The organism is Streptomyces sp. NPDC102441, assembly GCF_044765585.1.
Taxonomy (GTDB): Bacteria; Actinomycetota; Actinomycetes; order Streptomycetales; family Streptomycetaceae; genus Streptomyces.
This window is the reverse complement of record NZ_JBIWKH010000003.1, coordinates 96,886-119,714: the sequence shown is the minus strand read 5'-3', so window position 1 is coordinate 119,714 and position 22,829 is coordinate 96,886. Positions and strand designations below refer to the sequence as shown.

At 70.8% G+C, this 22,829-nt stretch carries 19 protein-coding genes; 18 read left to right on the top strand and 1 reads right to left on the bottom strand.

All coding sequences use genetic code 11. The features are described from left to right. Nucleotides 1–219: 219 nt before the first annotated feature. The 17 genes from ACIREO_RS06775 (at nt 220) to ACIREO_RS06695 (ending at nt 18,926) form a co-directional block, all read left to right on the top strand. Entirely contained in the window at nt 220–543 is a 324-nt protein-coding gene (locus ACIREO_RS06775; RefSeq protein WP_404106047.1) for a hypothetical protein, read from the top strand. Next, the gene (locus ACIREO_RS06770; protein WP_404106044.1) at nt 540–1,697 is read left to right on the top strand and encodes a thiolase family protein; all 1,158 of its coding nucleotides are present in this window, start codon (nt 540–542) and stop codon (nt 1,695–1,697) included. Before ACIREO_RS06775 ends, ACIREO_RS06770 begins: the two co-directional genes overlap by 4 nt. Then, nucleotides 1,694–2,167: a Zn-ribbon domain-containing OB-fold protein gene (locus ACIREO_RS06765; RefSeq protein ID WP_404106042.1), complete on the top strand. Its 474-nt coding sequence runs from the start codon at nt 1,694–1,696 to the stop codon at nt 2,165–2,167. Before ACIREO_RS06770 ends, ACIREO_RS06765 begins: the two co-directional genes overlap by 4 nt. Then, complete coding sequence (locus tag ACIREO_RS06760) at nt 2,164–3,465, top strand: Rieske 2Fe-2S domain-containing protein (protein ID WP_404106039.1); 1,302 nt, start codon at nt 2,164–2,166, stop codon at nt 3,463–3,465. Before ACIREO_RS06765 ends, ACIREO_RS06760 begins: the two co-directional genes overlap by 4 nt. After that, nucleotides 3,462–3,974, top strand: a complete 513-nt coding sequence (locus ACIREO_RS06755; protein WP_404106037.1) for an aromatic-ring-hydroxylating dioxygenase subunit beta — start codon at nt 3,462–3,464, stop codon at nt 3,972–3,974. Before ACIREO_RS06760 ends, ACIREO_RS06755 begins: the two co-directional genes overlap by 4 nt. A 50-nt stretch (nt 3,975–4,024) precedes the next feature. Beyond that, a complete protein-coding gene (locus ACIREO_RS06750; protein ID WP_404106034.1) occupies nt 4,025–5,578 on the top strand; it encodes a class I adenylate-forming enzyme family protein in 1,554 nt (517 codons plus the stop codon). Then, nucleotides 5,575–6,372: an enoyl-CoA hydratase/isomerase family protein gene (locus ACIREO_RS06745; protein WP_404106031.1), complete on the top strand. Its 798-nt coding sequence runs from the start codon at nt 5,575–5,577 to the stop codon at nt 6,370–6,372. The genes ACIREO_RS06750 and ACIREO_RS06745 overlap by 4 nt, the downstream gene beginning before the upstream one ends. A gap of 56 nt (nt 6,373–6,428) precedes the next feature. Beyond that, complete coding sequence (locus ACIREO_RS06740) at nt 6,429–7,922, top strand: aldehyde dehydrogenase (protein WP_404106029.1); 1,494 nt, start codon at nt 6,429–6,431, stop codon at nt 7,920–7,922. 24 nt (nt 7,923–7,946) lie between these two features. Next, nucleotides 7,947–9,158: a thiolase family protein gene (locus ACIREO_RS06735; RefSeq protein WP_404106027.1), complete on the top strand. Its 1,212-nt coding sequence runs from the start codon at nt 7,947–7,949 to the stop codon at nt 9,156–9,158. Continuing rightward, nucleotides 9,151–10,098, top strand: a complete 948-nt coding sequence (locus ACIREO_RS06730) for an alpha/beta fold hydrolase (protein ID WP_404106024.1) — start codon at nt 9,151–9,153, stop codon at nt 10,096–10,098. The genes ACIREO_RS06735 and ACIREO_RS06730 overlap by 8 nt, the downstream gene beginning before the upstream one ends. Beyond that, entirely contained in the window at nt 10,095–12,056 is a 1,962-nt protein-coding gene (locus ACIREO_RS06725) for a 2-oxoacid:acceptor oxidoreductase subunit alpha (protein WP_404106022.1), read from the top strand. Before ACIREO_RS06730 ends, ACIREO_RS06725 begins: the two co-directional genes overlap by 4 nt. A 22-nt stretch (nt 12,057–12,078) precedes the next feature. Further along, nucleotides 12,079–13,140 carry a 2-oxoacid:ferredoxin oxidoreductase subunit beta gene (locus ACIREO_RS06720; RefSeq protein ID WP_404106020.1) on the top strand — a complete coding sequence of 354 codons (1,062 nt, stop codon included), beginning with the start codon at nt 12,079–12,081 and terminating at the stop codon, nt 13,138–13,140. Between the two features lie 14 nt (nt 13,141–13,154). Further along, complete coding sequence (locus tag ACIREO_RS06715; RefSeq protein WP_404106018.1) at nt 13,155–13,745, top strand: flavin reductase family protein; 591 nt, start codon at nt 13,155–13,157, stop codon at nt 13,743–13,745. 3 nt (nt 13,746–13,748) lie between these two features. Then, nucleotides 13,749–14,927 (top strand): acyl-CoA dehydrogenase family protein, encoded by a 1,179-nt coding sequence (locus tag ACIREO_RS06710; protein WP_404106016.1) that lies wholly within the window; start codon nt 13,749–13,751, stop codon nt 14,925–14,927. A gap of 14 nt (nt 14,928–14,941) precedes the next feature. Then, entirely contained in the window at nt 14,942–15,856 is a 915-nt protein-coding gene (locus tag ACIREO_RS06705; protein ID WP_404106014.1) for an LLM class F420-dependent oxidoreductase, read from the top strand. 71 nt (nt 15,857–15,927) lie between these two features. Then, complete coding sequence (locus ACIREO_RS06700; protein WP_404106011.1) at nt 15,928–17,505, top strand: class I adenylate-forming enzyme family protein; 1,578 nt, start codon at nt 15,928–15,930, stop codon at nt 17,503–17,505. Between the two features lie 98 nt (nt 17,506–17,603). Beyond that, the gene (locus ACIREO_RS06695) at nt 17,604–18,926 is read left to right on the top strand and encodes a TetR/AcrR family transcriptional regulator (protein ID WP_404106008.1); all 1,323 of its coding nucleotides are present in this window, start codon (nt 17,604–17,606) and stop codon (nt 18,924–18,926) included. Nucleotides 18,927–18,958: 32 nt separating this feature from the next. Here ACIREO_RS06695 and ACIREO_RS06690 read toward each other — a convergent pair whose 3' ends face one another. Then, complete coding sequence (locus ACIREO_RS06690; RefSeq protein ID WP_404106005.1) at nt 18,959–21,097, bottom strand: acyl-CoA dehydrogenase; 2,139 nt, start codon at nt 21,095–21,097, stop codon at nt 18,959–18,961. Nucleotides 21,098–21,413: 316 nt separating this feature from the next. Between ACIREO_RS06690 and ACIREO_RS06685 the strand changes: the two genes are divergently transcribed. Then, entirely contained in the window at nt 21,414–22,799 is a 1,386-nt protein-coding gene (locus tag ACIREO_RS06685; RefSeq protein ID WP_404106003.1) for an MFS transporter, read from the top strand. Nucleotides 22,800–22,829: the final 30 nt, after the last annotated feature.

The window sequence follows — 22,829 nt, the reverse complement described above, 5'->3', positions numbered from 1 at the left end:
GACTATTGCGTCTGAATTGACTTCAGCGTCTACCTTCGTGCGTGACCATATGTCTAGTGTGACCTGCCACGGAAGAGGTGAGAACTGAGTGACGCAGTTGTCATAAAGGATTGTTTCTGACAGTGGCATCCGCTATGACTATGGGGGGCCGCCAACCGGTTGGCAAGGAGCGCAGCCGAGCCGCGCACAGCACCGTCCGAGTGAGGAACGGGTCAGCAGATGCCGATGTCCGAAGAGAACGCAGCCACGGGAGCGGACCGCCGCGTCCCGGGCGAAGCGGCCGAACTGGCCGAACTGGCCAATGAGTTCGCCGTTGTCCGGATCGCCCTCGACACCGCGGGCAACGGGCCCCGGCTCCTGATCGAGGACCTGGAGACCGGTGCCCGGACCCTGCTCTCCCCGCTGGAGCTGGCCAGCCTCTGTCTGGCCACCGACCAGGACCGCGCCGACTGGCTGCGGGTGGGCGCCTACCGCGAGGAGCGCCACGACCGATGGGTGCGCGGCAGCGACCCCGGGAACAGCGACGCGGAGGGCGCCGCATGAGCGGGAGTGACGCCGCGATCGTGGGCCTGGGAATGACGGAGATGTCCCTCGAGCCCGGGGCGACCGCTCTCGCGCTGGCGACCCGAGCCACCCGCGCGGCCCTCGCCGACGCCGGTCTCGCCCCCGGCGACATCGACGGCCTGCTGGTCGGCACCAGCCAGGGTGTACGCCCCGACCGGCTCGGTGTCGCCTTCGCCGCCCAGGGCGGATTCGGCGATCTGAGACTGCTGGAGCACATCGAGATCAAGGGGGCCACGACCCTCGCCATGGTGGAGCGCGCCGCCCGGGCCGTGAGCGCCGGCGCCGCCCGCGCCGTGCTCTGTGTCTTCGCCGACGCCCCGCTGCTCGCAGGCCGCGGCGCCGGATCCAGCTACGCGCACAGTGGCGGCAACGAGGGACTGCGCGGCCTCGAACGGGCCTCCGGTGTCCTCGGATCGGTCCCCACCTACGCCCTCCTCGCGCAGCGCTGGCTGCACACCGCGGGCGAGGACCCCAAGGCCCTGTGCGCCGTCGCCACCGTCCAGCGCGCCTGGGCGGCCGGCAACCCGCAGGCCGTCATGCGCGAACCCCTCAGCGAGGACGACTACTTCGCCAGCCCACTGATCGCCGAGCCGCTGCGCCGCCTGGACTGCGCAAGGCCGGTCAACGGCGCGGCCGCCGTGGTGGTCACCGCCGACCGCGGCATCGGCGACCCCCGCCGCGTCACCGTGCGCGGCAGCGGCCGGGATCATCCGGTACGCCGCCGCAGGGCCGGTGCGGAATCCTGGTTCGGCGGCGGGGCGCGCGCCGTCGAGGACGCCCTGGCGGAGGCGGGGAGGACCAGGGCCGACCTCGACATGGCGCAGCTCTACGACCCCTTCTCGGTGGTCACCCTGATGCTTCTCGCCGAGTACGGACTGTGCGGCACCGCCCCGGTCGGCGAGTTCGTACGCTCCGGCGGGACCGGGCCCTGCGGCACCCTGCCCGTCAACACGGGCGGCGGGCAGCTCTCCGGGTTCTATCTCCAGGGCATGACGCCACTCGTCGAAGCCGTGACGCAGTTGCGCGGCGACGGCGGCAAGCGGCAGGTGCCCGGGGCCGCCACCGCCCTCGTGGGCGGCATCGGCGGCCGGCTCGACCACCATGCGGCGATGATCCTGGAGCGTACGCGATGACCGCGACGGCACGAACGGCCCCGCCCGACTGGCTGGTGGACGACAGCCTCGCCCCGCATGTGGACGAGTCTCCGCCCGGCGCGCTCTACCGGGCCGCCGAACGCGGCGAACTGGCCCTGCCCTTCTGCTCGGGGTGCCGGCTTCCGCTCGAACCGGAGCAACGGATCTGCGACGGCTGCGGCGGCGACACCGTCAGCTGGGAACCGGTGCTCCCGCGCGGGACCGTGCACAGCGCGACGCTCGTGCACCGTCTCGAAGCCGGTCTGGTGCGCGCCGCGGCTCCGTACCCGGTGCTCGACGTCGAACTGGACAGCGGGCACCGGCTCATCATGACGACCCTTCACCCCGCCACGGCCGCCCCGGCCGTCGGGGAGAACGTGACGATCGGCTTCCGCACGGTCGGCGGGGTGCACGTCCCCGCCGCCGTGCCGGCCCCAGCCCACAGCGAGACAACGGAGGACCGTTCATGACAACGGCCGAAACCACGCACACGACGGCGTCGGACGCCTTCGACGTCACCGCGGTCGTCCAGGAGAACCGGGTCCACGGATCCGTCTACACCTCCCCGGAGATCTTCGGGCGCGAGATGGACACGATCTTCCGCACCGGCTGGGTCTACGTGGCCCACGAGAGCGAGGTCAGCGAAAAGGGCGACTACCTGACACGGCGTATCGGCAGCAACCCGGTCGTCATCGCCCGCGGCAAGGACGACCGGGTCCGGGTCCTGCTCAACCGCTGCACCCACCGGGCCAACAGGTTGTGCAACGCCGAGAAGGGCAACGCCAGTTCGTTCCGCTGCCCGTACCACGGCTGGACGTTCTCCAACGACGGATCACTCACCGCCGTCCCCATGCGCACCGGCTACGGTGAGGACTTCCAGCGGGTCCGCTCCGACCTCGGGCTCGCCAGGGCGCCCCGCGTCGACAGCTACGGCGGCTTCGTCTTCGCCTCTCTCGCCGAGGACGGCATCACCCTCGCGGAACACCTCGGCCGCGCCACCACCGCCATCGACCGGCTCCTGGCGCTCTCGCCGACCGGCACGATCGACCTGCGCTCCGGCTGGATGAAGCACCACCACAGGGCGAACTGGAAGATGGTCGTCGAGAACAACGTCGACGGCTACCACGCGCTGTTCACCCATGCCTCCGTCTACGACGCGGTCCGTCCAGCCAAGGTCTCCCACGTCCCGAGCAAGGTCGACGTCGTCGTCCGCGATCTGGGCGGCGGCCACTCGGAGATCGACTACTCCGCCGAGTACCGCAAGCTCGACGAGGAGTTCATCTGGTACGGACGCAGCCCCCGGGAGAAGCTGCCGGAGTACATCGCCGCCATGGAAGAGGCACACGGTGCCGAGCGCACCCACGACGCCCTCGTCGTCGGCCCGCCGCACACGCTGATCTGGCCGAATCTTTTCCTGGCCGAGATGAGCGTCATGTTCGTCGAGCCGGTCGCCCCCGACGAGACGATCGCGTACACCGGGATCGCGGCCATGCCCGGCCAGGACCGGCTCAACGAGCGGACCCTGCGCCGCGCGGAGGGCGCCATGGGCCCGGCGGGCTTCCTCATCGCCGACGACGGCGAGATCGGCATGCGCAATCAGGCCGGCCTGGCGGCCGAGGACCCGGAGTGGCTGGTTCTCGCCCGCGGGGAGGAGTCCGACATCGAGGACGAGACCGGAACCGTCAACACCGACAAGAGCGCGGAGACCCCCCAACGCGGTTTCTACCGCCAATGGGCCGCGGTCATGGGACAGGAGGACCAGGCGTGAGCACCACCGACCGGACCAGCCCGGCCCCGGCGGCACTGCCCGCCGTCGGCCCCGGCATCACGGCCTTCCTGCACCTGGAGGCACGGCTGGCCGACGAGGCCCGCTACTCGGAGTGGGAGCAGCTCTGGGACGACGACGCCCTCTACTGGGTGCCGATGCACCCCGATGACGACCCGCGCCGCACCCTGTCGTACATCTACGACAACCGGCGCCGGATCCACAGCCGGGTCGCCCAGCTCAACACCGGCAACCGGCACGCGCAGACCCCACCGTCGGTGATGCGCCGGCTGCTGACCAACATGGAGGTCCTCGAACAGGACGAAGAGGCCGGCACCGTCACCGTCGGCTCCAACTTCGCCTTGTTCGAATACCGGCACCAGCAGCGTGTCTGGGCGGGCCGGGTGATCCACACGGTGCGCAGCCACCCCGACGGACACCGGCTGGTCTCCAAGGTCGTGCACCTCGTCAGTGCCGGAGGGCCGGTCGAGACGCTCGCCTTCCTGATCTGAGCATCACCGCTCGTCCCCCTCCCGTGCTTTCCGTGAACCTGTGAGGAACCGTGCTCGTCGGAGACATCTCCCGTAACAACGCCCGCCGTCACCCGGGCAAAGCCGCTCTCGTCGAGGCCGACCGGACCCACACCTGGGCCCAGGTGGATGAGCGCGCGTGCAGACTCGCCAACTACCTGGTCTCCCGCGAACTGACCAAGGGCGACCGTGTCCTCGTCATTTCGCGCAACGCCCTGGAATGGGCCGAGACCGTCTACGCCCTCTCCAAGGCCGGGCTGGTCGCCGTCCCCGTCAACATCCGGCTCGCCGCCGACGAACTCGTCCACATCCGGGACGACTCCGGGGCACGGGCCGCGATCGTCCACACCGACCAGGCCGAGCGGTTCGCCACCGAACTGGCGGGCCTCGACGTCGTGGTGGAGATCGGCGGAGCCACCGTGGGTACGGAGTACGAATCGGCGCTCGCGGGCGCGCCGGCCACCGACCCCACGCCGAAGGACCTCGTACCCGAGGACATCCTCTTCATCCTCTACACCAGCGGTACCACGGGCCGGTCCAAGGGCGTGATCCACTCCCACCGCGGGCTGATCGCCCAGGCCGTGGACACCAACCTCGTCACCGAGGGGCAGCGCGCCGACGTCTTCCTCGCCACGACCCCCTTCTTCACCGCGGGAGGCATGGTCCGCACCCTCGCGTGGACCTATCTCGGGCAGACGATGGTGATCCACCGCCGTTTCGATCCGCAGGCGGTGATCGACGAGATCGAGCGCAGCCGCATCACCTTCACCACGTTCATCCCGACGATGCTCCAGCGCACACTGCGTCTCCTCGAAGCGGACCCCGACCGGGACATGTCCAGTCTGCGACGCATCAGTTACGGCTCCGCCCCTGTGCCGCCCGGTCTCGCCAAGGAGGCGATGGACCGGCTGGGCTGCGACCTCCAGCAGCGCTACGGACTCACCGAGTGCGGCGGCCAGGCCACCATCCTCACCCCGCAGGACCACCGGGACGTCGTCGCCGGGCGCACCGCGATCGCGACCTCCTGCGGCCAGGAGACCCCGATGTGCGAGATACGGATCGTCGACGAGCAGGGAGAGGAACTGCCGCCCGGCGAGATCGGGGAGATCGTGATCCGCAGCGAGGCCAACGCCGCCGGCTACTGGAACCGCCCCGAGCAGACCGAGGAGGCCTTCCGGCCCACAGGACTGTGGTCGGGCGACCTCGGCTACCTCGACGAGGACCGCTACCTGCACATCACGGGCCGCAAGACCGACATGATCATCTCCGGGGGCTTCAACGTCTACCCCGCGGAGATCGAGCGAGTCATCGCACACCACCCCCAGGTGGAACTGGTCACCGTCGTGGGCGTACCCCACCCCGAATGGGGCGAGACACCCGTCGCCGCGGTCGTACCACGGGGCAAGGACACCGACACCGGCCGGCTCGCCGAGGAGCTCACCGAGCTCTGCCGCGAGCAGCTCGCCGGATACAAGCAGCCGCGCCGCTTCGAGTTCCGCACCGAACTCCCGCTCGGCCCGGCCGGCAAGATCCTCAAGCGGGTCGTCGCCGAGGAACTGCGCACCCCGGCGGGGAGCGAGCGATGAGCGACGAGAGCGTCATCGACATCCCGTACACCACCATCGAGTTCACCATCGCCGGACATGTCGCGACCATCACGCTGAACCGTCCCGAGCGCCTCAACAGCTTCAACGAGAAGATGGCCACGGAGATCGCCGAGGCCTGGGCCCGGGTCCGTGACGACGACGCCGTCCACGCCGTGGTGCTGCGCGCCGCCGGCGAACGGGCCTTCTGCTCGGGAGTCGACCTCGGCGAGGGCCCCTGGTGGACCCACCTGAACGACTGGAACCAGCAGGACCCGGGCGCCGCGCTCGGCCCGAAACAGCACCGGGTCTGGAAGCCCGTGGTGTGCGCCGTGAACGGCATGGCGGCCGGCGGCGCCATGTACTTCCTCAACGAGTCCGACATCGTGATCTGTTCCGATGACGCCACCTTCTTCGACCCGCACGTCAACGGCGGCATCGTCTCCGCGCTCGAACCCATGGGCATGCTCGCCCGCGGCGTCCCGCTCGGCGACGTGCTGCGCTGGGCGCTGGTGGGCAGCGAGGAGCGGATGACCGCGCAGACGGCGCTGCGCACCGGCCTCGTCACCGAGATCACCGAGCCCGGCGAGCTGTGGGACCGGGCCGCCCAACTCGCCGGCGAGATCGCGGCGCGTCGTCCCGAGGCGGTTCAGGGCACCGTGCGGGCCATCTGGGAGTCGCTGGAGATGTTCCCCTCCATGGCCCAGCGCAACGGGCTGTCCTACACCCAGATCGGCAACGCGGGCGCCGGCCGTGACGACGCCCGCACCAACAAGAAGACACCCAGGTTTCGCTGACGGGACGGCGGACCCGCCGCCCGAGCGGCGGCCGGGACCCGCGACCGAGGAGTGGCATGAACAACGAGGAGTCCCCGGGCGGTACGAGCACCTACCGCCTGGTCATCGACGGACAAGACACCGACGCGGAGTCGGGCAGGACGTACCGCAGCACCGACCCGTACACCGGGCGGGAGTGGGCCGAGGTGCCCGACGGCTCGGCCGCGGACGTCGACCGCGCGGTCGCCGCCGCCCGCCGCGCTCTCGACGGTCCGTGGGGCCGGCTGACCGCCACGGCGCGCGGTCAACTGCTGTGGCGCTTCGCGGAGGTCCTCGCCGACGAGGCGGACGCGCTCGCCGAACTGGAGGTGCGCGACGGCGGGAAACTCCTGCGGGAGATGTCCGGTCAGATGGCCGGCCTCCCCTCCTACTACCGCTACTACGCAGGCCTCGCCGACAAGCTCGAGGGCTCGGTGATCCCTACCGACAAGCCCGACTACTTCGTCTACACCCGGCACGAACCTGTCGGTGTCGTCGGCGCCATCACCCCTTGGAACTCACCGCTCCTGCTGCTCACCTGGAAGCTCGCCGCGGGACTCGCCGCCGGCTGCACCTTCGTGATCAAGCCCAGTGACCACACGCCCGTCTCCACCCTGGCCTTCGCCGCGCTCTTCGAGAAGGCGGGCTTCCCGCCCGGTGTCGTGAACGTCGTCACCGGCTGGGGCCCCGAGACCGGCGCGGCCCTCGCCGCACACCCGGGCGTCGACCGGATCGCCTTCACCGGCTCCAACGTGACCGGTATCAAGGTCGGCCAGGCCGCCACCGCCAACCTCACCCGGTTCAGTCTTGAACTCGGCGGCAAGAGCGCCCAGGTGGTCTTTCCCGACGCCGACCTGGACGCGGCCGCCAACGGTGTCGTCGCCGGCGTGTTCGCCGCCACCGGCCAGACCTGTCTGGCGGGCTCCCGGCTGATCGTCCATGAGAGCGTCGCGGCCGACCTGGTCACACGCGTCACCGACCGGGCGGCGAGCATCAGACTGGGCGATCCCCGGGACCCGGCGACCGAGATGGGGCCGGTCTCCAACGAGGAGCAGTACCGCAAGGTGCTCTCCTACTTCGACGCCGCCCGCGAGGAGGGCGCCGTCGTCGCCCACGGCGCGGAACCGGCCGAGGAGCTCGGCGGCTACTTCGTCAGGCCCACCGTCCTCACCGGTGTCCGCCCCGGAATGCGCGTCGTCGAGGAGGAGGTCTTCGGGCCCGTCCTCACGGTCTCCACCTTCACCGACGAGGACGAGGCGATCGCCGCCGCCAACGGCACCCCCTACGGGCTCGCCGGCTCGGTGTGGACAAAGGACGTGCACCGCGCCCACCGCGTCGCCGCCCGGCTACGGGCCGGCACCGTCTGGGTCAACGCCTACCGCGCGGTCGCCCCCCACGTCCCGTTCGGCGGGATGGGAGCCAGCGGCATCGGCCGCGAGAACGGCATCGACGCCGTCCGGGACTTCACCGAGACCAAGGCCGTGTGGGTGGAACTCACCGGAAACACCAGGGACCCGTTCACCCTCGGCTGACGCCGACCAGCGAAGGGAATCGTAATGACGCGAGACAACGCGCACACGCCGGTGATCGTGGCCGGCGCCAGGACCGCCATCGGGCGGTCGTTCAAGGGAACCCTGCGGGAGACCACGGCGACGGAGCTCGCGGAGCCCGTGATCACGGCGGTCCTCGAACGTTCCGGACTGGCCCCGGAACTCGTCGACGACATCATCCTCGCCGAGTCCAACTACGGCGGCGGCGACATCGCGCGCCACGCCGCCGTCGCTCTCGGCCTGCCGCACATCCCCGGGCAGGCCGTCAACAGGCACTGCGCGGGCAGCCTGACCGCCCTGGGCAACGCCTCCGCAGCCATCGGCGCGGGCATGGAGCGGGCCGTGGTGGCGGGCGGCACCCAGTCGATCTCCACCGCGCCCCTGCAGTCCTTCCGTACTCCCGGCACGGTCGACGAGTACACCGATCAGTGGATGCCGCCGACCCACCCCGACACCCCCACCGCACCCAACCGGGACATGTCGATCACCGTGGGTTGGAACACCGCGCGCGAGGTGGGCATCTCCCGGGCCGAGATGGACGCCTGGGCCGTCCGCTCCCACGAGCGGGCGATCTCCGCCATCCGTTCCGGCCTCTTCGACGAGGAGATCGTCCCCGTCAGCGCCCTCCAGGGTGACGGCAGCCGCGTCGACTTCCGTGTCGACGAGTTCCCCCGGGCCGGCACCACCCTGGAGAAGCTCGCCGCACTCAAGCCCCTGCACCCCGAGATCGAGGGATTCTCCATCACCGCGGGCAACTCCAGCGGCATCAACGACGCCGCCGCCGCCCTCCTCGTGACCAGCTCCTCCCTCGTCGCCGAACAGGGCCTCACACCGCTCGCCGAGGTCCGCGCCTGGGCCACCACCGCCATCGACCCCGCACGCACCGGTATCGCTGTCCTCGACGTCATTCCCAAGGTGCTCCAGCGCGCCGGGCTGCGCATGGAGGACATCGGCCTGTGGGAGATCAACGAGGCGTTCGCCTCCGTCCCCATCGCCGCCTGCCGCAAGCTCGGCATCGACGAGGCCCTCGTCAACACCGCGGGCAGCGGATGCAGCCTCGGGCACCCCGTCGCCGCCTCCGGCGCCCGCATGATCGTGACGCTCGTCCACGAACTGCGCAGGCGCGGCGGCGGCCACGGTGTCGCGGCGATGTGCGCCGGCGGCGGTCAGGCAGGCGCCGTGCTCGTCACCGTCCCGGCGGAGGTGTCCCGTGTCTGAGAGGGAAGCCCGGTCCACCACCACCGTCCCGTCCCCGCACAGGGCCGCCTGGCCGGGGGACGGGCTGCGGATCGCCGTCGACGTCTGGTACGCCGATGAGGCGGCCGGCCCGCGCGGCGTCGTCCTGCTGTTGCACGGCGGCGGACAGACCCGGCACTCCTGGCACCGCACCGGCGAGCGGCTGGCCGCCGCCGGCTGGCACGCCGTCGCCGCCGACCTGCGCGGCCACGGCGACAGCGACTGGGACCCCGCCGGCGACTACGGCACGGACGCCCACCTGGCCGACCTCCGGTCCCTCGCCGCGCACGCCGGGAAGCACTGGCCGCGCCTTCCGCTGGTCCTCGCCGGAGCGTCCCTCGGCGGGAAGACCGCGCTCCTGGCGGCGGGTGAGGACCCGGCTCTGGCCCAGGCACTCGTGCTCGTCGACATCGCGGTCCGCGTGGAGTACGCCGGCGGCCGGCGGGTGCAGGAGTTCATGGCGGGAGCACCGGACGGATTCGGCTCCCTCGAAGAGGCCGCTGCGGCCGTCTCCGCGTATAACCCGCACCGCAGGCACACCGGTGCGCCGGACGGACTGCGCAAGAACCTCCGGGAGCGCGACGGCCGCTGGTACTGGCACTGGGACCCGGCGATGCTCGGCGGCGGCCGCGACGAGCACCAGCTGGAGCGGTTCCGCACCGAGCTGTACGAACGGGCCCGGCGCGCCGCCCTCCAGCTCACCTGCCCGCTCCTTCTGGTCCGGGGCAGACAGTCCGACGTCCTGTCCGAGGAGGGTGTCGCCGAGATGCGCGAACTCGTCGACCGGATCCGCGTCGTCGACGTCCACGACGTCGGACACATGGTCGCCGGAGACGACAACGACGTGTTCACCTCCGCCCTCGTCGGTTTCCTCGACACGGCGGTGCCTCCGCACGCCCCACAGAAAGCGCAGCGCCCATGAGCACCGATCAACAGCAGTCCGCGGCCCGGCCGGTGCGCGAACTCGACCAGGTCGTCATCCGTATCGCGGGCGACTCGGGCGACGGCATGCAGCTCGCCGGCGACCGGTTCACCGCCGAGGCGGCCGTCTTCGGCAACGACCTGGCGACCCAGCCCGACTTCCCCGCCGAAATCCGTGCCCCTCAGGGCACCCTGCCCGGCGTCTCCAGCTTCCAGATCCGCATCGCCGACCACGACATCCTGACCGCGGGCGACCGCCCCGACGTCCTCGTCGCCATGAACCCAGCCGCGCTGAAGGCCAACATCGACGCGCTGCGCGAGGGCGGCACGCTGCTCGTCAACTCCGACGAGTTCACCCGCCGCAACCTCGCCAAGGTCGGCTACGGCACGAGCCCGCTGGCCTCCCCGCAGTTCGAGCAGTTCCGCGTCCACGAGGTCCCGATGACCTCCCTGGCCGTGAAGGCGGTCGAACCCGCCGGACTCGGCAAGAAGGACGCGGGGCGCGCCAAGAACATGTTCGCCCTCGGCCTGCTGTCGTGGCTGTACGGGCGGGAACTGGCGGCCATCGAGAAGTTCCTCGGTGAGAAGTTCGCGAAGCTGCCCGCCGTCGCCCAGGGCAACGTGCTCGCTCTCAGGGCCGGCTGGAACTACGGCGAGACCACCGAGTCGTTCCCGGTGACCTTCGAGGTCGCCCCGGCGCCGTTGCCGCCCGGCGAGTACCGCCAGATCACCGGCAACACCGCGCTGGCCTACGGCCTGCTCGCCGCGGGACGGCTCGCCGGACTGGATGTGTTCTTCGGCAGCTACCCGATCACCCCGGCCTCCGACATCCTGCACGAACTGAGCAGGCACAAGGCCCAGGGTGTGCTCACCTTCCAGGCCGAGGACGAGATCGCCGCCATAGGCGCGGCCATCGGCGCCTCCTACGGCGGTGCTCTCGGCGTCACCTGCACCTCCGGGCCCGGACTGGCGCTCAAGTCGGAGGCCATCGGGCTCGCCGTAACCACCGAACTGCCCCTCGTCATCGTGTGCGTCCAGCGCGGCGGCCCCTCCACCGGACTTCCCACCAAGACCGAACAGGCCGACCTCCTCCAGGCGCTCCACGGGCGCAACGGCGAATCGCCGGTCCCGGTCGTCGCACCGCGCTCCCCGGCCGACTGCTTCGACGCCGCCGTCGAGGCCGCCCGGATCGCCGTCACCTACCGCACCCCGGTGCTCCTGCTCTCCGACGGCGCGCTCGCCAACGGATCGGAGCCGTGGAGGATCCCGGACCTCGACACCCTGGAGCCGATCGACCCCGACTTCGCGCAGGCCGGCGAAGGGCCGCACCTGCCGTACGCCCGCGACCCACGCACGCTCGCCCGGGACTGGGCCCTGCCCGGCACCCCCGGACTCGCCCACCGCATCGGCGGCCTGGAGAAGTCCAACGGCGCGGGCAACATCTCCTACGCCCCCGCCAACCACGAGCTGATGACCCGGCTACGCCGCGCCAAGGTCGACGGCATCGCCACGGACGACCTGGAGGTGGACGACTTGGACAAGGCGGCCGACCTGCTGGTCATCGGCTGGGGCAGCTCCTACGGACCCATCGCCGAGGCAGTCCGCCGGTCACGTGTGCAAGGCCGCCCCGTGGCCCACGCACAGCTGCGCGCCCTCAACCCGTTCCCCGACAACCTCGGCGAGGTGCTGGCTTCCTACCGCCGGGTCATCGTGCCGGAGATGAACCTCGGACAGTTGTCACTGCTGCTCAAGGCCGCCTACCCGGCGGACATCCAGCCGCTCACCAAGGTCTCCGGGATGGCTTTCCTCGCGGACGAGGTCCACCACGCCCTGCTCCAGGAGTTCGACGGCACACTCGCCGCCACCGAGCGGGCCAGGACCGCCACCGCCCGGGCCGGAGCCGCCCACAGAAAGGTCCGTGCGGACGACGACACCACCCCACCCTCCGACGCGGCCTGAGACCCATAGGAAAGGAACCACCATGGCGTCCATCGTGGACGGGTACACCCCGCCGCTCGGCGCGCTCGACCTGGTGCCGAAGACGGACCGTACCCTCAAGCCCGCCGACTTCACCTCCGACCAGGAGGTCCGCTGGTGCCCGGGCTGCGGCGACTACGCGATCCTCGCGACCGTCCGCGCCCTGCTGCCGAAGCTGCAACTTCCGCCGGAGAACATCGTTTTCCTCTCCGGCATCGGCTGCTCCTCGCGATTCCCGTACTACCTGGACACCTACGGGTTCCACTCCATCCACGGGCGCGCCCCGACCCTCGCCACCGGACTCAGCATCGCCCGCCCCGACCTGTCGGTCTGGACGGTGACCGGCGACGGCGACGCCCTGTCCATCGGCGGCAACCACCTCATCCACACCCTGCGCCGCAACGTCAACACCCGCATTCTGCTGTTCAACAACAGGATCTACGGGCTGACCAAGGGCCAGTACTCGCCGACCTCCGAGACCGGCAAGATCACCAAGTCGACGCCGATGGGCTCCGTCGACACACCGTTCAACACCCTGTCGCTGGCGCTCGGCGCGGAGGCCACCTTCGTCGCCCGCGCCCTGGACTCCGACCGGGCCGGCCTCACCGAGGTCCTCGACGCCGCCGCCCGACACCGCGGAACCGCGTTCGTGGAGATACTCCAGGACTGCCCGATCTTCAACGACGGCTCCTTCGACATCCTGCGCAAGGACGGCGCGGAGAGCCATCTGGTCCGGCTGCGCCACGGTGAGCCGATCGTGTTCGGTGCGGACGGCGAACGATGCGTCGTGCGGGAGGCGTTCGGACTGACCACCGCCCGCACCGCCGACGTCGCACCCGGCGACATCGTGGTGCACGACGCCCACGCCGAGGACCCCGGGTACGCCCACGCCCTGTCCCGGCTCTCCGGGCAGGACCTGCGGAACACCGTGACCGGCGTCATACGGGCGGTCAGCCGCCCCGTCTACGACGACCAGGTGCGCGCCCAGCGCGACCGGGCCGCCGAGGGCGACGTTCCCTCGCTGCAGCAGACCCTGCGCGGCGCGAACACCTGGACCGTCTCATGAAGGAGTCACCCACCATGGATCTCGATCTCGACGTGGCGAACAATGTGCTGTCAGGGCTGCGGCCCTTCCCGGTGGCGGTCACCACGGTCGACGGCGGCTTCGCCAACGGCCTGATGTCACTGTCGGCGGGCGCCGCGAGCATCATCCCGGAAGCCCCGCGCGCCACCATCAGCCTCACCAAGTACAACAAGACCCATGACATGGTGGCCAGCTCCGGCATCTTCGTCATGCATCTGCTGACCGCGGAGGAGGAACACCTCGACGCCTCCCTGCACATCCTGCGGACGCTCGGGGGCAGCTCGGGCCGCGACGGCGACAAGATGGGCACGCTGCGTACCCGGACCGGCACCACCGGAGCCCCCGTGCTGCTGGACGCGCACAGCTATGTCGAGGCACGGGTCTGCGCGAGCCTCGACATCCAGGAGTCCACGGTGTTCGTCGGCGACGTGGTCGCGGCCGGCACTCTGCACGGCGGCGAGCGGCTGCGAGTCGGGCCCGCGTGGGGCCGGCTGCCCAAGGAGTGGATCGAGCAGTACGAGACCAACCACGTACCGCAGCTGGAAAGCGCGCGCAGCCACCGGTTCGCCCACACCGAGGCGGGCTGAACCATGGGCGCACCGTCGGGAACGGCCGAGGAGACCGGGGCCTGGGAGCTGCCGGCCGAACTGCGGCTGCTGCGGGACACCGTCCGCGCCTTCATGGACGGCGAGGTCCGGCCTCTGGAGGAGACCCTGCCGCACGACGCGGTGGGGCTCGCCCGGCCGGAACTCACCGCTCTGCAGAAGAAGGCCCGCGACCTCGGCCTGTGGGCGTTGCAGACTCCTGCCGAGTCCGGGGGCGCCGGACTCGGTGTGCTCGGGCAGGTGGTGGTGGCCGAGGAGGCCGCCAAGTGCCGGATGGGAGCCTTCTTCCCGGCGCTCGGCGCCTTCGGGGGCAATCCGCCCGCCGTCATGTTCCACGCGACCCCGGAGCAGTTCGACCGGTTCGCCCGGCCCGTCGTCGAGGGCACGGCCTCCAAGGCGTACACGGCCATCAGCGAGGCGTCGGGCGGCTCCGACCCGGCCCGTGCCATTCGCCTGAAGGCCGTACGCGACGGTGACCACTACGTCCTGGACGGCGCCAAGACGTGGATCAGCCACGCGCGGGACGCCGACTGGGGGGCCGTCTACGCACGCACCGGGCCCGGACGCGGCGGCATCTCCTGCTTCGTCGTGGAGAAGGGGACCCCCGGCGTGTCGTTCCGGCCGATCCCGGTCATGGCGTCGTTCGCGCCGTACGAGGTGCACTTCGACGGGGTGCGCGTCCCGGCGGACCACCGCATCGGCGAGGAGGGCCAGGGATTCGCCCTCGCGGGGGAGTTCCTGGTGCACGGCAGGATCCTCTACGCGGCCGGGCCCATCGGCATCGCCCAGACCGCTCTGGACATGACCGTCCGATGGGCGAAGGACCGCGAGGTGTTCGGCGGACGCCTCGCTGACAAGCAGGGCATCCAGTGGATGCTCGTGGACTGTGAGATCGAGCTGAGGGCGGCGCGGCTGCTGATGTACCAGGCCGCCTGGAACGCCGACCTCGGCAAGAACGTCAAGGTCGACGCGTCGATCAGCAAGATGACCGGCACCGAGACCGCATGCCGGGTTCTCGACCGTTGCATCCAGGTGCACGGCGCCCTCGGCATGGCGACCGAACTTCCCCTGGAACGCTGGTTCCGGGACCTCCGGGTGAAGCGGCTGGGAGAGGGGGCCACCGAGGTGCAGCGGGTGGTCGTCGCCCGGTCGCTCTTCGGCTGACAGGAGAACGAGACATGGCACTCAAGTTCAACCTGATGTTCCCCATGCGGGCGGTCAAGCACTATTCGCGGTGGATCGAGGGCAACAGCCTCACCACGGTCGCGCGGGTGGTGGAGGACGCCGGCTTCGACGCGCTCTCCATGAGCGAGCACCCCTACCCCGACAAGGAGTGGCTCGCGGACGGCGGGCACCACGCCTTCGACCCCTTCGTGTCGCTGAGCATGATCGCCGCGGCCACCGAACGGCTGCGGGTCATCACCTACGTGATGGTCGCCGGCTATCGCAGCCCCTACCTCGCGGCGAAAGCTGCGGCGAGCCTGGACCTGCTCTCCGGCGGCAGACTGACCCTCGGCATGGCCGCGGGATACCTGCACAAGGAGTTCGATGCCCTCGGCGCCGACTTCGCCGACCGCGGCCGGCTCTTCGACGAGGCGATCGCCGCGATGCGGGCCACCTGGGCGGGCCGGGACCACGCGGGTGAGCGGTTCGGGATCACCGGCCACGAAGCGTTGCCTGCGCCTCTGACCCCTGGAGGGCCACCGATCTGGATCGGAGGCAACAGCGCGGCCGCCCGGCGCCGTGCTGCGGAGGCCGACGGCTGGATGCCGATGGCGCAGTCCGAGGCCATGGCCAAGATCACGCGCACTCCGTCGCTCACCGACCCCGCGGCCCTGCGAGAGCTGATCTCCGGAGTCAACCGCCGCCGGGCCGAAGCAGGCCGGCCTCCGGCGGACGTGTCCTTCGTCCCGTTCGAGAAGGACCTGCTGCGCGACGGCGACACCGGCCCATTCCGTTCCGCGCTGGCACCCTGCCTGGACTCGTACGAGGAGGCGGGTGTCACCTGGATCACCGTCGAACCCGCCAGCCGCAGCTTCTCGGCGTTCGTCAAGGATGTGACCGGCCTCGCCGAGCTGCTGCCGTCCCGCTGAGGACGCCTGGCCGTCCGCTGCACATATTTCGACCCCGTTCCTCCCGCGAGCCGCCACGGAGGCGATCCACGATGACCCGGCACCTCACGACACCACGCCCGCCACATCCGCAGGGCGACGCCTTTCCCGACGCCACGGCGGTCTGGGACCTGGTGTGCCGCCGCGCCGACGCCACGCCCGACGCCCCCCTCGTCGTCGACCAGGACCGGCGGCGCATGACCTTCGGCCAGTACCGCACGGCCGCCGAACGCGTCGCCGCGGGCCTCGCGGCCCGCGGCGTACGGGCCGGGGACGTGGTGTCCTGGCAGCTGCCCAGCCGTATCGACACGATGCTGCTGACCGCTGCCCTCGCCCGCCTCGGCGCGGTGCAGAATCCGCTCGTCCCCATGTTGCGGGAATCCGATGTGGAGTTCATCTGCCGGCAGGCGGGCACCCGGCTGCTCATCGTGCCCGAGGAGTTCCGCGGCTTCGGTCACGGGGCGATGGCCGACGCCGTAGCCGGCCGTATCGACGGCCTCGACGTCCTGCGCACCGATGGGGGACTGCCCGACGGCGACCCGTCCGGACTGCCCGCCGGTCTCGGACCTGAGGTCCGCTGGCTCTTCTACACCTCGGGCACCACCTCCGAGCCCAAGGGCGCCCGCCACTTCGACGGCGGGCTCCTGGACGCCGCACGGACCTTCTGCGCGGCGCTCGAACCGCAGCCGGACGACATCGTGGCCTGTCTCGCCCCCATGGCACACGTCGGGGGAGTGCTCCACATCCTCGCGGCGCTGCTGTCGGGGGCGAGCATGGTCGTCAGCGACGTCTTCGACCCCGCGGCGACCGCCCGGCTGCTGAGCGAGGAGAAGGTCACCCTGGGCGGATCGGGTGTCCCCTTCATCCGGGCCTTCCTCCAGGTGCAGCGGGCGGCGGGCCCGGACACCCGGCTCTTCCCGCACGCCAAGGGCTGGCTGGTCGGCGGCGCCTCGCGCACCCCCTCCTTCCACGCCCAGGTGCGGGACGAGCTGGGCGGTGTCGGGTTGGTGTCCGGCTACGGACTCACCGAGTGTCCCTTCCTCAGCTGGGGCCGTCTCGACGACGACGACCACCGTCACGCCACGGCGGACGGCCGTCCGGGACCCGGTGCCGAGATCCAGGTGATCCGCGCCGACGGAAGCCCGGCAGGCCCCGGAGAGCCCGGAGAGCTGCGGGTCAGGGCACGGCAGCTGATGGCCGGATACGTGGACTCCGCGCTGGACGCCGAGGCCTTCGACGGGGCGGGCCGCTTCCGCACCGGCGACCTCGCGGTGCTCGACGAGCAGGGCTACGTCACCATCACCGGCCGTATCAAGGACGTCGTCATCCGCAACATGGAGAACATCTCCGCCCGAGAGGTGGAGGAGGCTCTCGACGGCTGTCCCGGCCTGGCCGACGTCGCGGTCATCGCGGTGCCCGACGAGGCGACCGGAGAGCGGGTCTGCGTCGTCGCCGTCGTGGAGAAGGCGGGAGAGGTACCGGACCTGGCCGATATGTGCGAACATCTGCTCTCCTGCGGACTGAACAAACGCAAGCTCCCCGAGCGGCTGGAATTCGTCGACGAGCTGCCGCGCAACGCGATGGGGAAAGTGATGAAGAACGTCCTGCGTGAACGCTTCGCCGATGGCTGATCTGATCCAAGAGTCACCTTTTTGAAGATCGTGTTACCTGTAACGCCAACGGTCCATATGGCCGATCACATGGGTAGCAGCGTCGTACACTGACGTCTGTGTCATCAGATGAAACGCTTCGCAGAGCCAGCTACGGCCCCAACAGTCCGCAGATCGGGCGTAAGGGGGCCCGCACTCGCCAGCGCATCATCGACGAGACGCTCCTGCTTTTCGAGGACAAGGGTTTCCACGAGACGCTCGTCGACGAGATCGCCGAACGGGCGGGGGTGTCGCGGGCGACGCTCTACCAGTACTTCGCGAGCAAGGACGAGATCTTCCAGGAGCTGATGGAGGAGTGCGGCGCGGCGTTGCAGCGCGTCGTGCGCAGACTCGGCCCCCTCGGCCCGACGGAGCAGGGCTTCGACAACCTGCACTGGTGGCTGGGGGAGTGGGCCTGGGTCTTCACCAAGTACGCCACGATGTTCGCGCAGTGGGAGCGGGTGGCGACCGTGAGCGCCGGCGTCCGCCCGCAGGTGGAGACCTTCTCCGACATCTACTCCCACCGCGTGGCCAAGCGACTGACCGACGCGGGGGTGACCGGTGTCGACCTGGTCGACGTGGGCACCATCCTGCTGGTCGCTGTGCATCGCTTCAACTACTACCGCTACCGCGGCGCGGTCCCCGGCCTGACCGATCAGCAGCTGCTGGACGGACTCGCCATCCACGTGCAGCTGGCGCTCTTCCCCGAGACTCCGGCGGCGGTCTTCGGCTCCATCGATCTGGACGTCGGCGAGAGCGTGGGCGTCGTCAGCTGGCCCGGCCCGTACACGCCGGAGTTCCCTGACCGGTTCGCCGGGCTCAGTGTCCGGGCCCGTGGCACGGTGGAGCGACTCCTCGGCGCGGCCTGCCGGGTGTTCGGCGAGTACGGCTACCACATGGCGACCGTCGACGACGTGGTGCGGGAAGCCGGCGTGGCCAGGGGCACCTTCTACAAGTACTTCACCGACAAGTCCGACGCGCTGTCCGCAATCGCGGAGGAGGCGTGGGGCGTCCTGCCGCCCCTGGTCGAGGAGTTCGCCGCACTGAGCCCCGGCGACCACGGGGCCCTCCTGGAGTGGATGGGCAGGTACGACCACACCCGTGTCCGCTACATCGGCCTGCTGCGGGTCTGGCTGGAGGACCAGCCGCTCGACGATCAGGTGCGGGCCATCGGCGCCGAGATCGGGCGCAGAGCGGGGCTGGCCTTCGCGACGGTTCTGAACGTGGCCGAGCGGGACCATCCCTTCAACACGACCACGGGTGTCCTGCTCCTGCACGCCCTGCTCGAACGCAGCCTGGACGGGCTGACCGACGAGACCACGCCGGAACGTCGGCGGGAGGTCGTCGAGCTGCTGACCTGGCTCATCGAACGCGGACTGCTGAACGGGCACAGGCAGGGCTGAGGTTCTGCCCCGCCCGTGCCCCGGAAGAGCTCTCAGTACCGCTCGCGCGGCAGCCGCAGTACCCGCTCGGCGATCTGGTTGCGGCTGATCTCCGACGTACCACCGCCGATGGACAGGCCCCTGCTGTAGAGCAGGTTGTGCACCACCTCGGGCTCGCCGCCGCCCACGGCGGCGGGACCCGCGAGGGCGAGGGCCAGTTCGGTGATCCGCTGGGCGTGCTCGGCGGACAGGAGTTTGCCGACATTCCCGTCGGTGCCGTTCTTGAGCCCGGACACCAGGGTCTGCGCGTGCTTCAGGTTGAGCAGGGCCATGGCCTCCTCCTCGGCGATCAGCTCGCCCACCCGCTGCCACAGCGGCCCGCCCGTGGCCCCGTGCCGCTGTGACAGGGCAGCCAGCGCGGCGGCGTCCAGCGAGGTGCCCCCGAGGCCGGTGCCGATGCTCACGCGCTCGTTGCCGATGGTTGCCCGGGCAACGGCCCAGCCCGCGCCCGCCTCGCCCACCACATCCTCGTCGGGCACGAACACGTCGTCGAGAAACACCTCGTTGAACACACACCCGCCGGTCAGATCACGCACGGGCCGGACCAGGACACCGGGTGCGGCGAGGTCGACGACCATCATCGACACCCCGGCGTGCTTGGGCGCGTCCGGGTCCGTGCGCACCGTGAGCAGCCCGCGGTGGCTGCGGTGCGCGTCGCTCGTCCAGGTCTTCTGCCCGTCGACCAGCCAGCCCCCGTCCGTCCGTCGTGCCCGGGTCCGCAGAGAGGCCGCGTCGGAGCCGGCGCCCGGCTCGCTGAACAGCTGGCAGAAGCGCAGCTCCTCGCGCAGGGCGGGCCGCACCCAGCGTTCCAGCTGGCCGGGCGTGCCGTGCTGGATCAGAGTCGGCAGGATCCAGCTGCCGATACCGAGGTCCGGGCGGCGCACCCCGGGCAGCTCCTCCTCGATGACCAGCTGTTCCACGGGCCCGGCGTCCCGGCCGAAGGGCTTCGGCCAGTGCGGCACGGCGTACCCGGACTCGACGAGGGCGGCCGGCCGCTCGGGCGCCGGGAGTTCCTCCAGCCGTGCGCGGAAGGAGCGCGCCGCCTCGCGGAAGCCCGTCTCCTCCGCCGGAAGGTCGAGGGCGGGCAGTTCGCCGACACCGTCCGGGCTCGTACCGGCCACCTCGGCCGCCGCGCCGCCGCCGAACAGGGTGACGAGGGCGAGGGCCCGCTTGAGGAAGAGGTGGGATTCGTGTTCCCAGGTGTACCCGAGGGCGCCGTGGATCTGGATGCCGAGCTGGGCGCAGCGCACGGCAGCGGGCAGTGCCTGGGCGGCGGCCACCCCGGCGGACCGCTCCGCCCGGGAATCGTGGCGGCCGACGGCTCCCCAGGCGGCCGCTGTCGCCAGCTCGGCGTCCACGAGCATGTTCGCGCAGTGGTGCTTGATGGCCTGGAAGGACCCGACGGGCCGGCCGAACTGCTGCCGGGCGAGTGCGTGGTCGCGGGCGCGCAGCGTACAGGCGTCGGCGATCCCGCCGGCCTCCGCGGCCGCCAGCGCGCGGGCCGCCGCCAGCGCGACGGGCCGCGCGCCGGGCAGCACACCGGCGTCGTCGACGGCGACGTCGGTGCATCGCACCGTGGCGACGCGGTGAGCGGGGTCGAGGTCGGAGCCCGTGGTGAGGACGAGGCCGCGGGCGTTGTGTTCCAGCACGAGGAGGTCGTCGCCGGAGGCGAGGAGCAGCAGGCCGGCCACGGGGGCGCCGAGCACTGCGGGCACCTCGCCGTCGGCATGCCCGCCTTCGTGGGTGAGGCCGTCGGCGAGTCCGACGGCGGCGACCAGGGCGCCGGAGGCGAGTGCCGGAAGCCATCGCCGACGCTGTTCGGCGGTGCCGGCCCGGGCGATGACGGCCGAAGCGACGACGGTGGGCAGGAAGGGCCCGGGGGCGACAACCCGCCCGAACTCCTCCAGTACGACGGCCGTTTCGGCGAGGCCGAAGCCCTGACCTCCGTATTCCTCGGGCAGGTGCAGCCCCAGCCAGCCCAGATCGTCGAGTTCCGGCCAGTAGGAGGGCAGCGTCTCCCGCTCGGCGTCCGCCGCGGTCCGTGCGAGGGCCGTACCGCCCCTGGCCTCCAGGAACGAGCGGGCGACGGCCGCCAAGCTCTGGTGGTCCGCGTTGGCTGCAAGCGTTGCCATGGAGTCTCCCGCTGTGTCGGTGCGCTGGAGATCGAGAATATCTGACGCTTCCGTCATTAGAAATAGATTGTGCCGCACCTGATAGATCAGTCGCTGACCGGGCAGTTCTTCGTGGGGTGCAGAGGGTTGTCAGCGTCCCGATGCTCAGTTACGTTTCTCGCGCTTCGCCAATCTGTCGCTCTGTATCCCAATCGCCCCGGAGTGGCCGACCGTAGGACTCCGGTGGCAGGCGCCGCGGTCGGAGCCATCTCCGTGTTCCCCGGGCAGCGCATCAGGACCTCTCTCTCCCGCCGCGTCCAGCAGGAATGGAACGAGAATGACGTCGACACCCGAAGTCACCCCCAGCGTCTCCCCGCCTCCGCCTCCGCTCCGAGAGATGATCGGCGCCCGTCTCGACCGACTTCCGCATGGCCGGTTCCGCACCCTGGTCATCGTCTGCTCGTGTATCGCCTTCGTCTTCGAGATCGGCGACCAGGGCGCGATGGGAATCACCGCGAGCACGATCAGGGAGCACTTCGGCACGAATCTCACCGGAGTGGCGTTCGCCGTCTCCTCGATGTACCTCGGCCTGCTGGTCGGCTCCCTGGTGGCGGGCCAGGGCGACCGGTTCGGCCGACGTGCAATGCTGAGCTGGGGGATGGGGGCGATGGCGGTCTTCTCCGGCCTCAGTGCCGCGTCCACCGGCCTGGTCATGTTCGTGGGTATGCGGCTTCTCGCCGGCATCGGGCTCGGAGTCACCTACATCACCTTGATCGTTTACATCTCCGAGGTGATACCCGCCCGGCGGCGTGCCATGGTGATCGGGATGGGCGTCGGCTGCGGCACCGTGGGGAACATCGGACTCACCCACCTGGGAGAGAGCGTGGTGCCAGGGAGTGAGAACGGCTGGCGTCTCATCTTCCTCATGGGGCTGATCGGCCTGGCCGCGGTCCCTCTGTTCCGCAAGCTTCCCGAGTCCCCGCGCTGGCTGTCCGCGCAGGGCAGGGATGACGAGGCCGACGCGATCGTACGGAAGCTGGAGGACGAGGCGGAGGCCCGGCGTGGCGCCCCGCTCCCGCCGCCCGTGCTTCCCGTGAAGGCCCGGAAGGCCGCCGTCGCCCCGGCCGGCGGCACCGGATCGCTCTTCCGGGGCAAGCTGCTGGTCTCCGTGGTGATGTCCGTGGTCGTCTGGGTCGGCTTCTCCGTCGGCCAGCAGCTGATGAACACCTGGAGCCCGATCGTCCTCAACCTGCGGGGATTCACCGTCGGGGAGTCGCTCTCCATGCAGTCCATGGTCCTCATCGGCGCGCTGCTCGGCTCGGTGCTCGCGATGCTGATCGGCGACCGCCTGCCCCGCCGGGCCGGGATCATCGTCTTCGCCTCCGTCGCGGCCGTGTCCATCGCCGTGTTCGGGCTGTCGGGCAACCACACCGTCATCGTTCTCGCCGGCGCGACCGTGCAGTTCACCGTGGGTATCAACACCGCTCTGGTCAACACCTTCGTCGCCGAGTGTTTCCCGACGCCTCTGCGCGCCCGGGGCACCGGCTTCGGTTACTCCGTGGGCCGGATGACCAACGTCCTGGCCCCTTTCACCATCGCGGCGGTCCTGGAGGCGCTCGGCTACAAGTCGGTGGCCTGGGGCGGATTCCTGGCCTGGGGAGTGATCGCGGTGGTGGTGCTCGTCCTCGGCGGACGCCGTCGGCATGCGCCGCAGGACGCCTGACGGCAGTCCCTCAGGCAGACCCGAAAACGT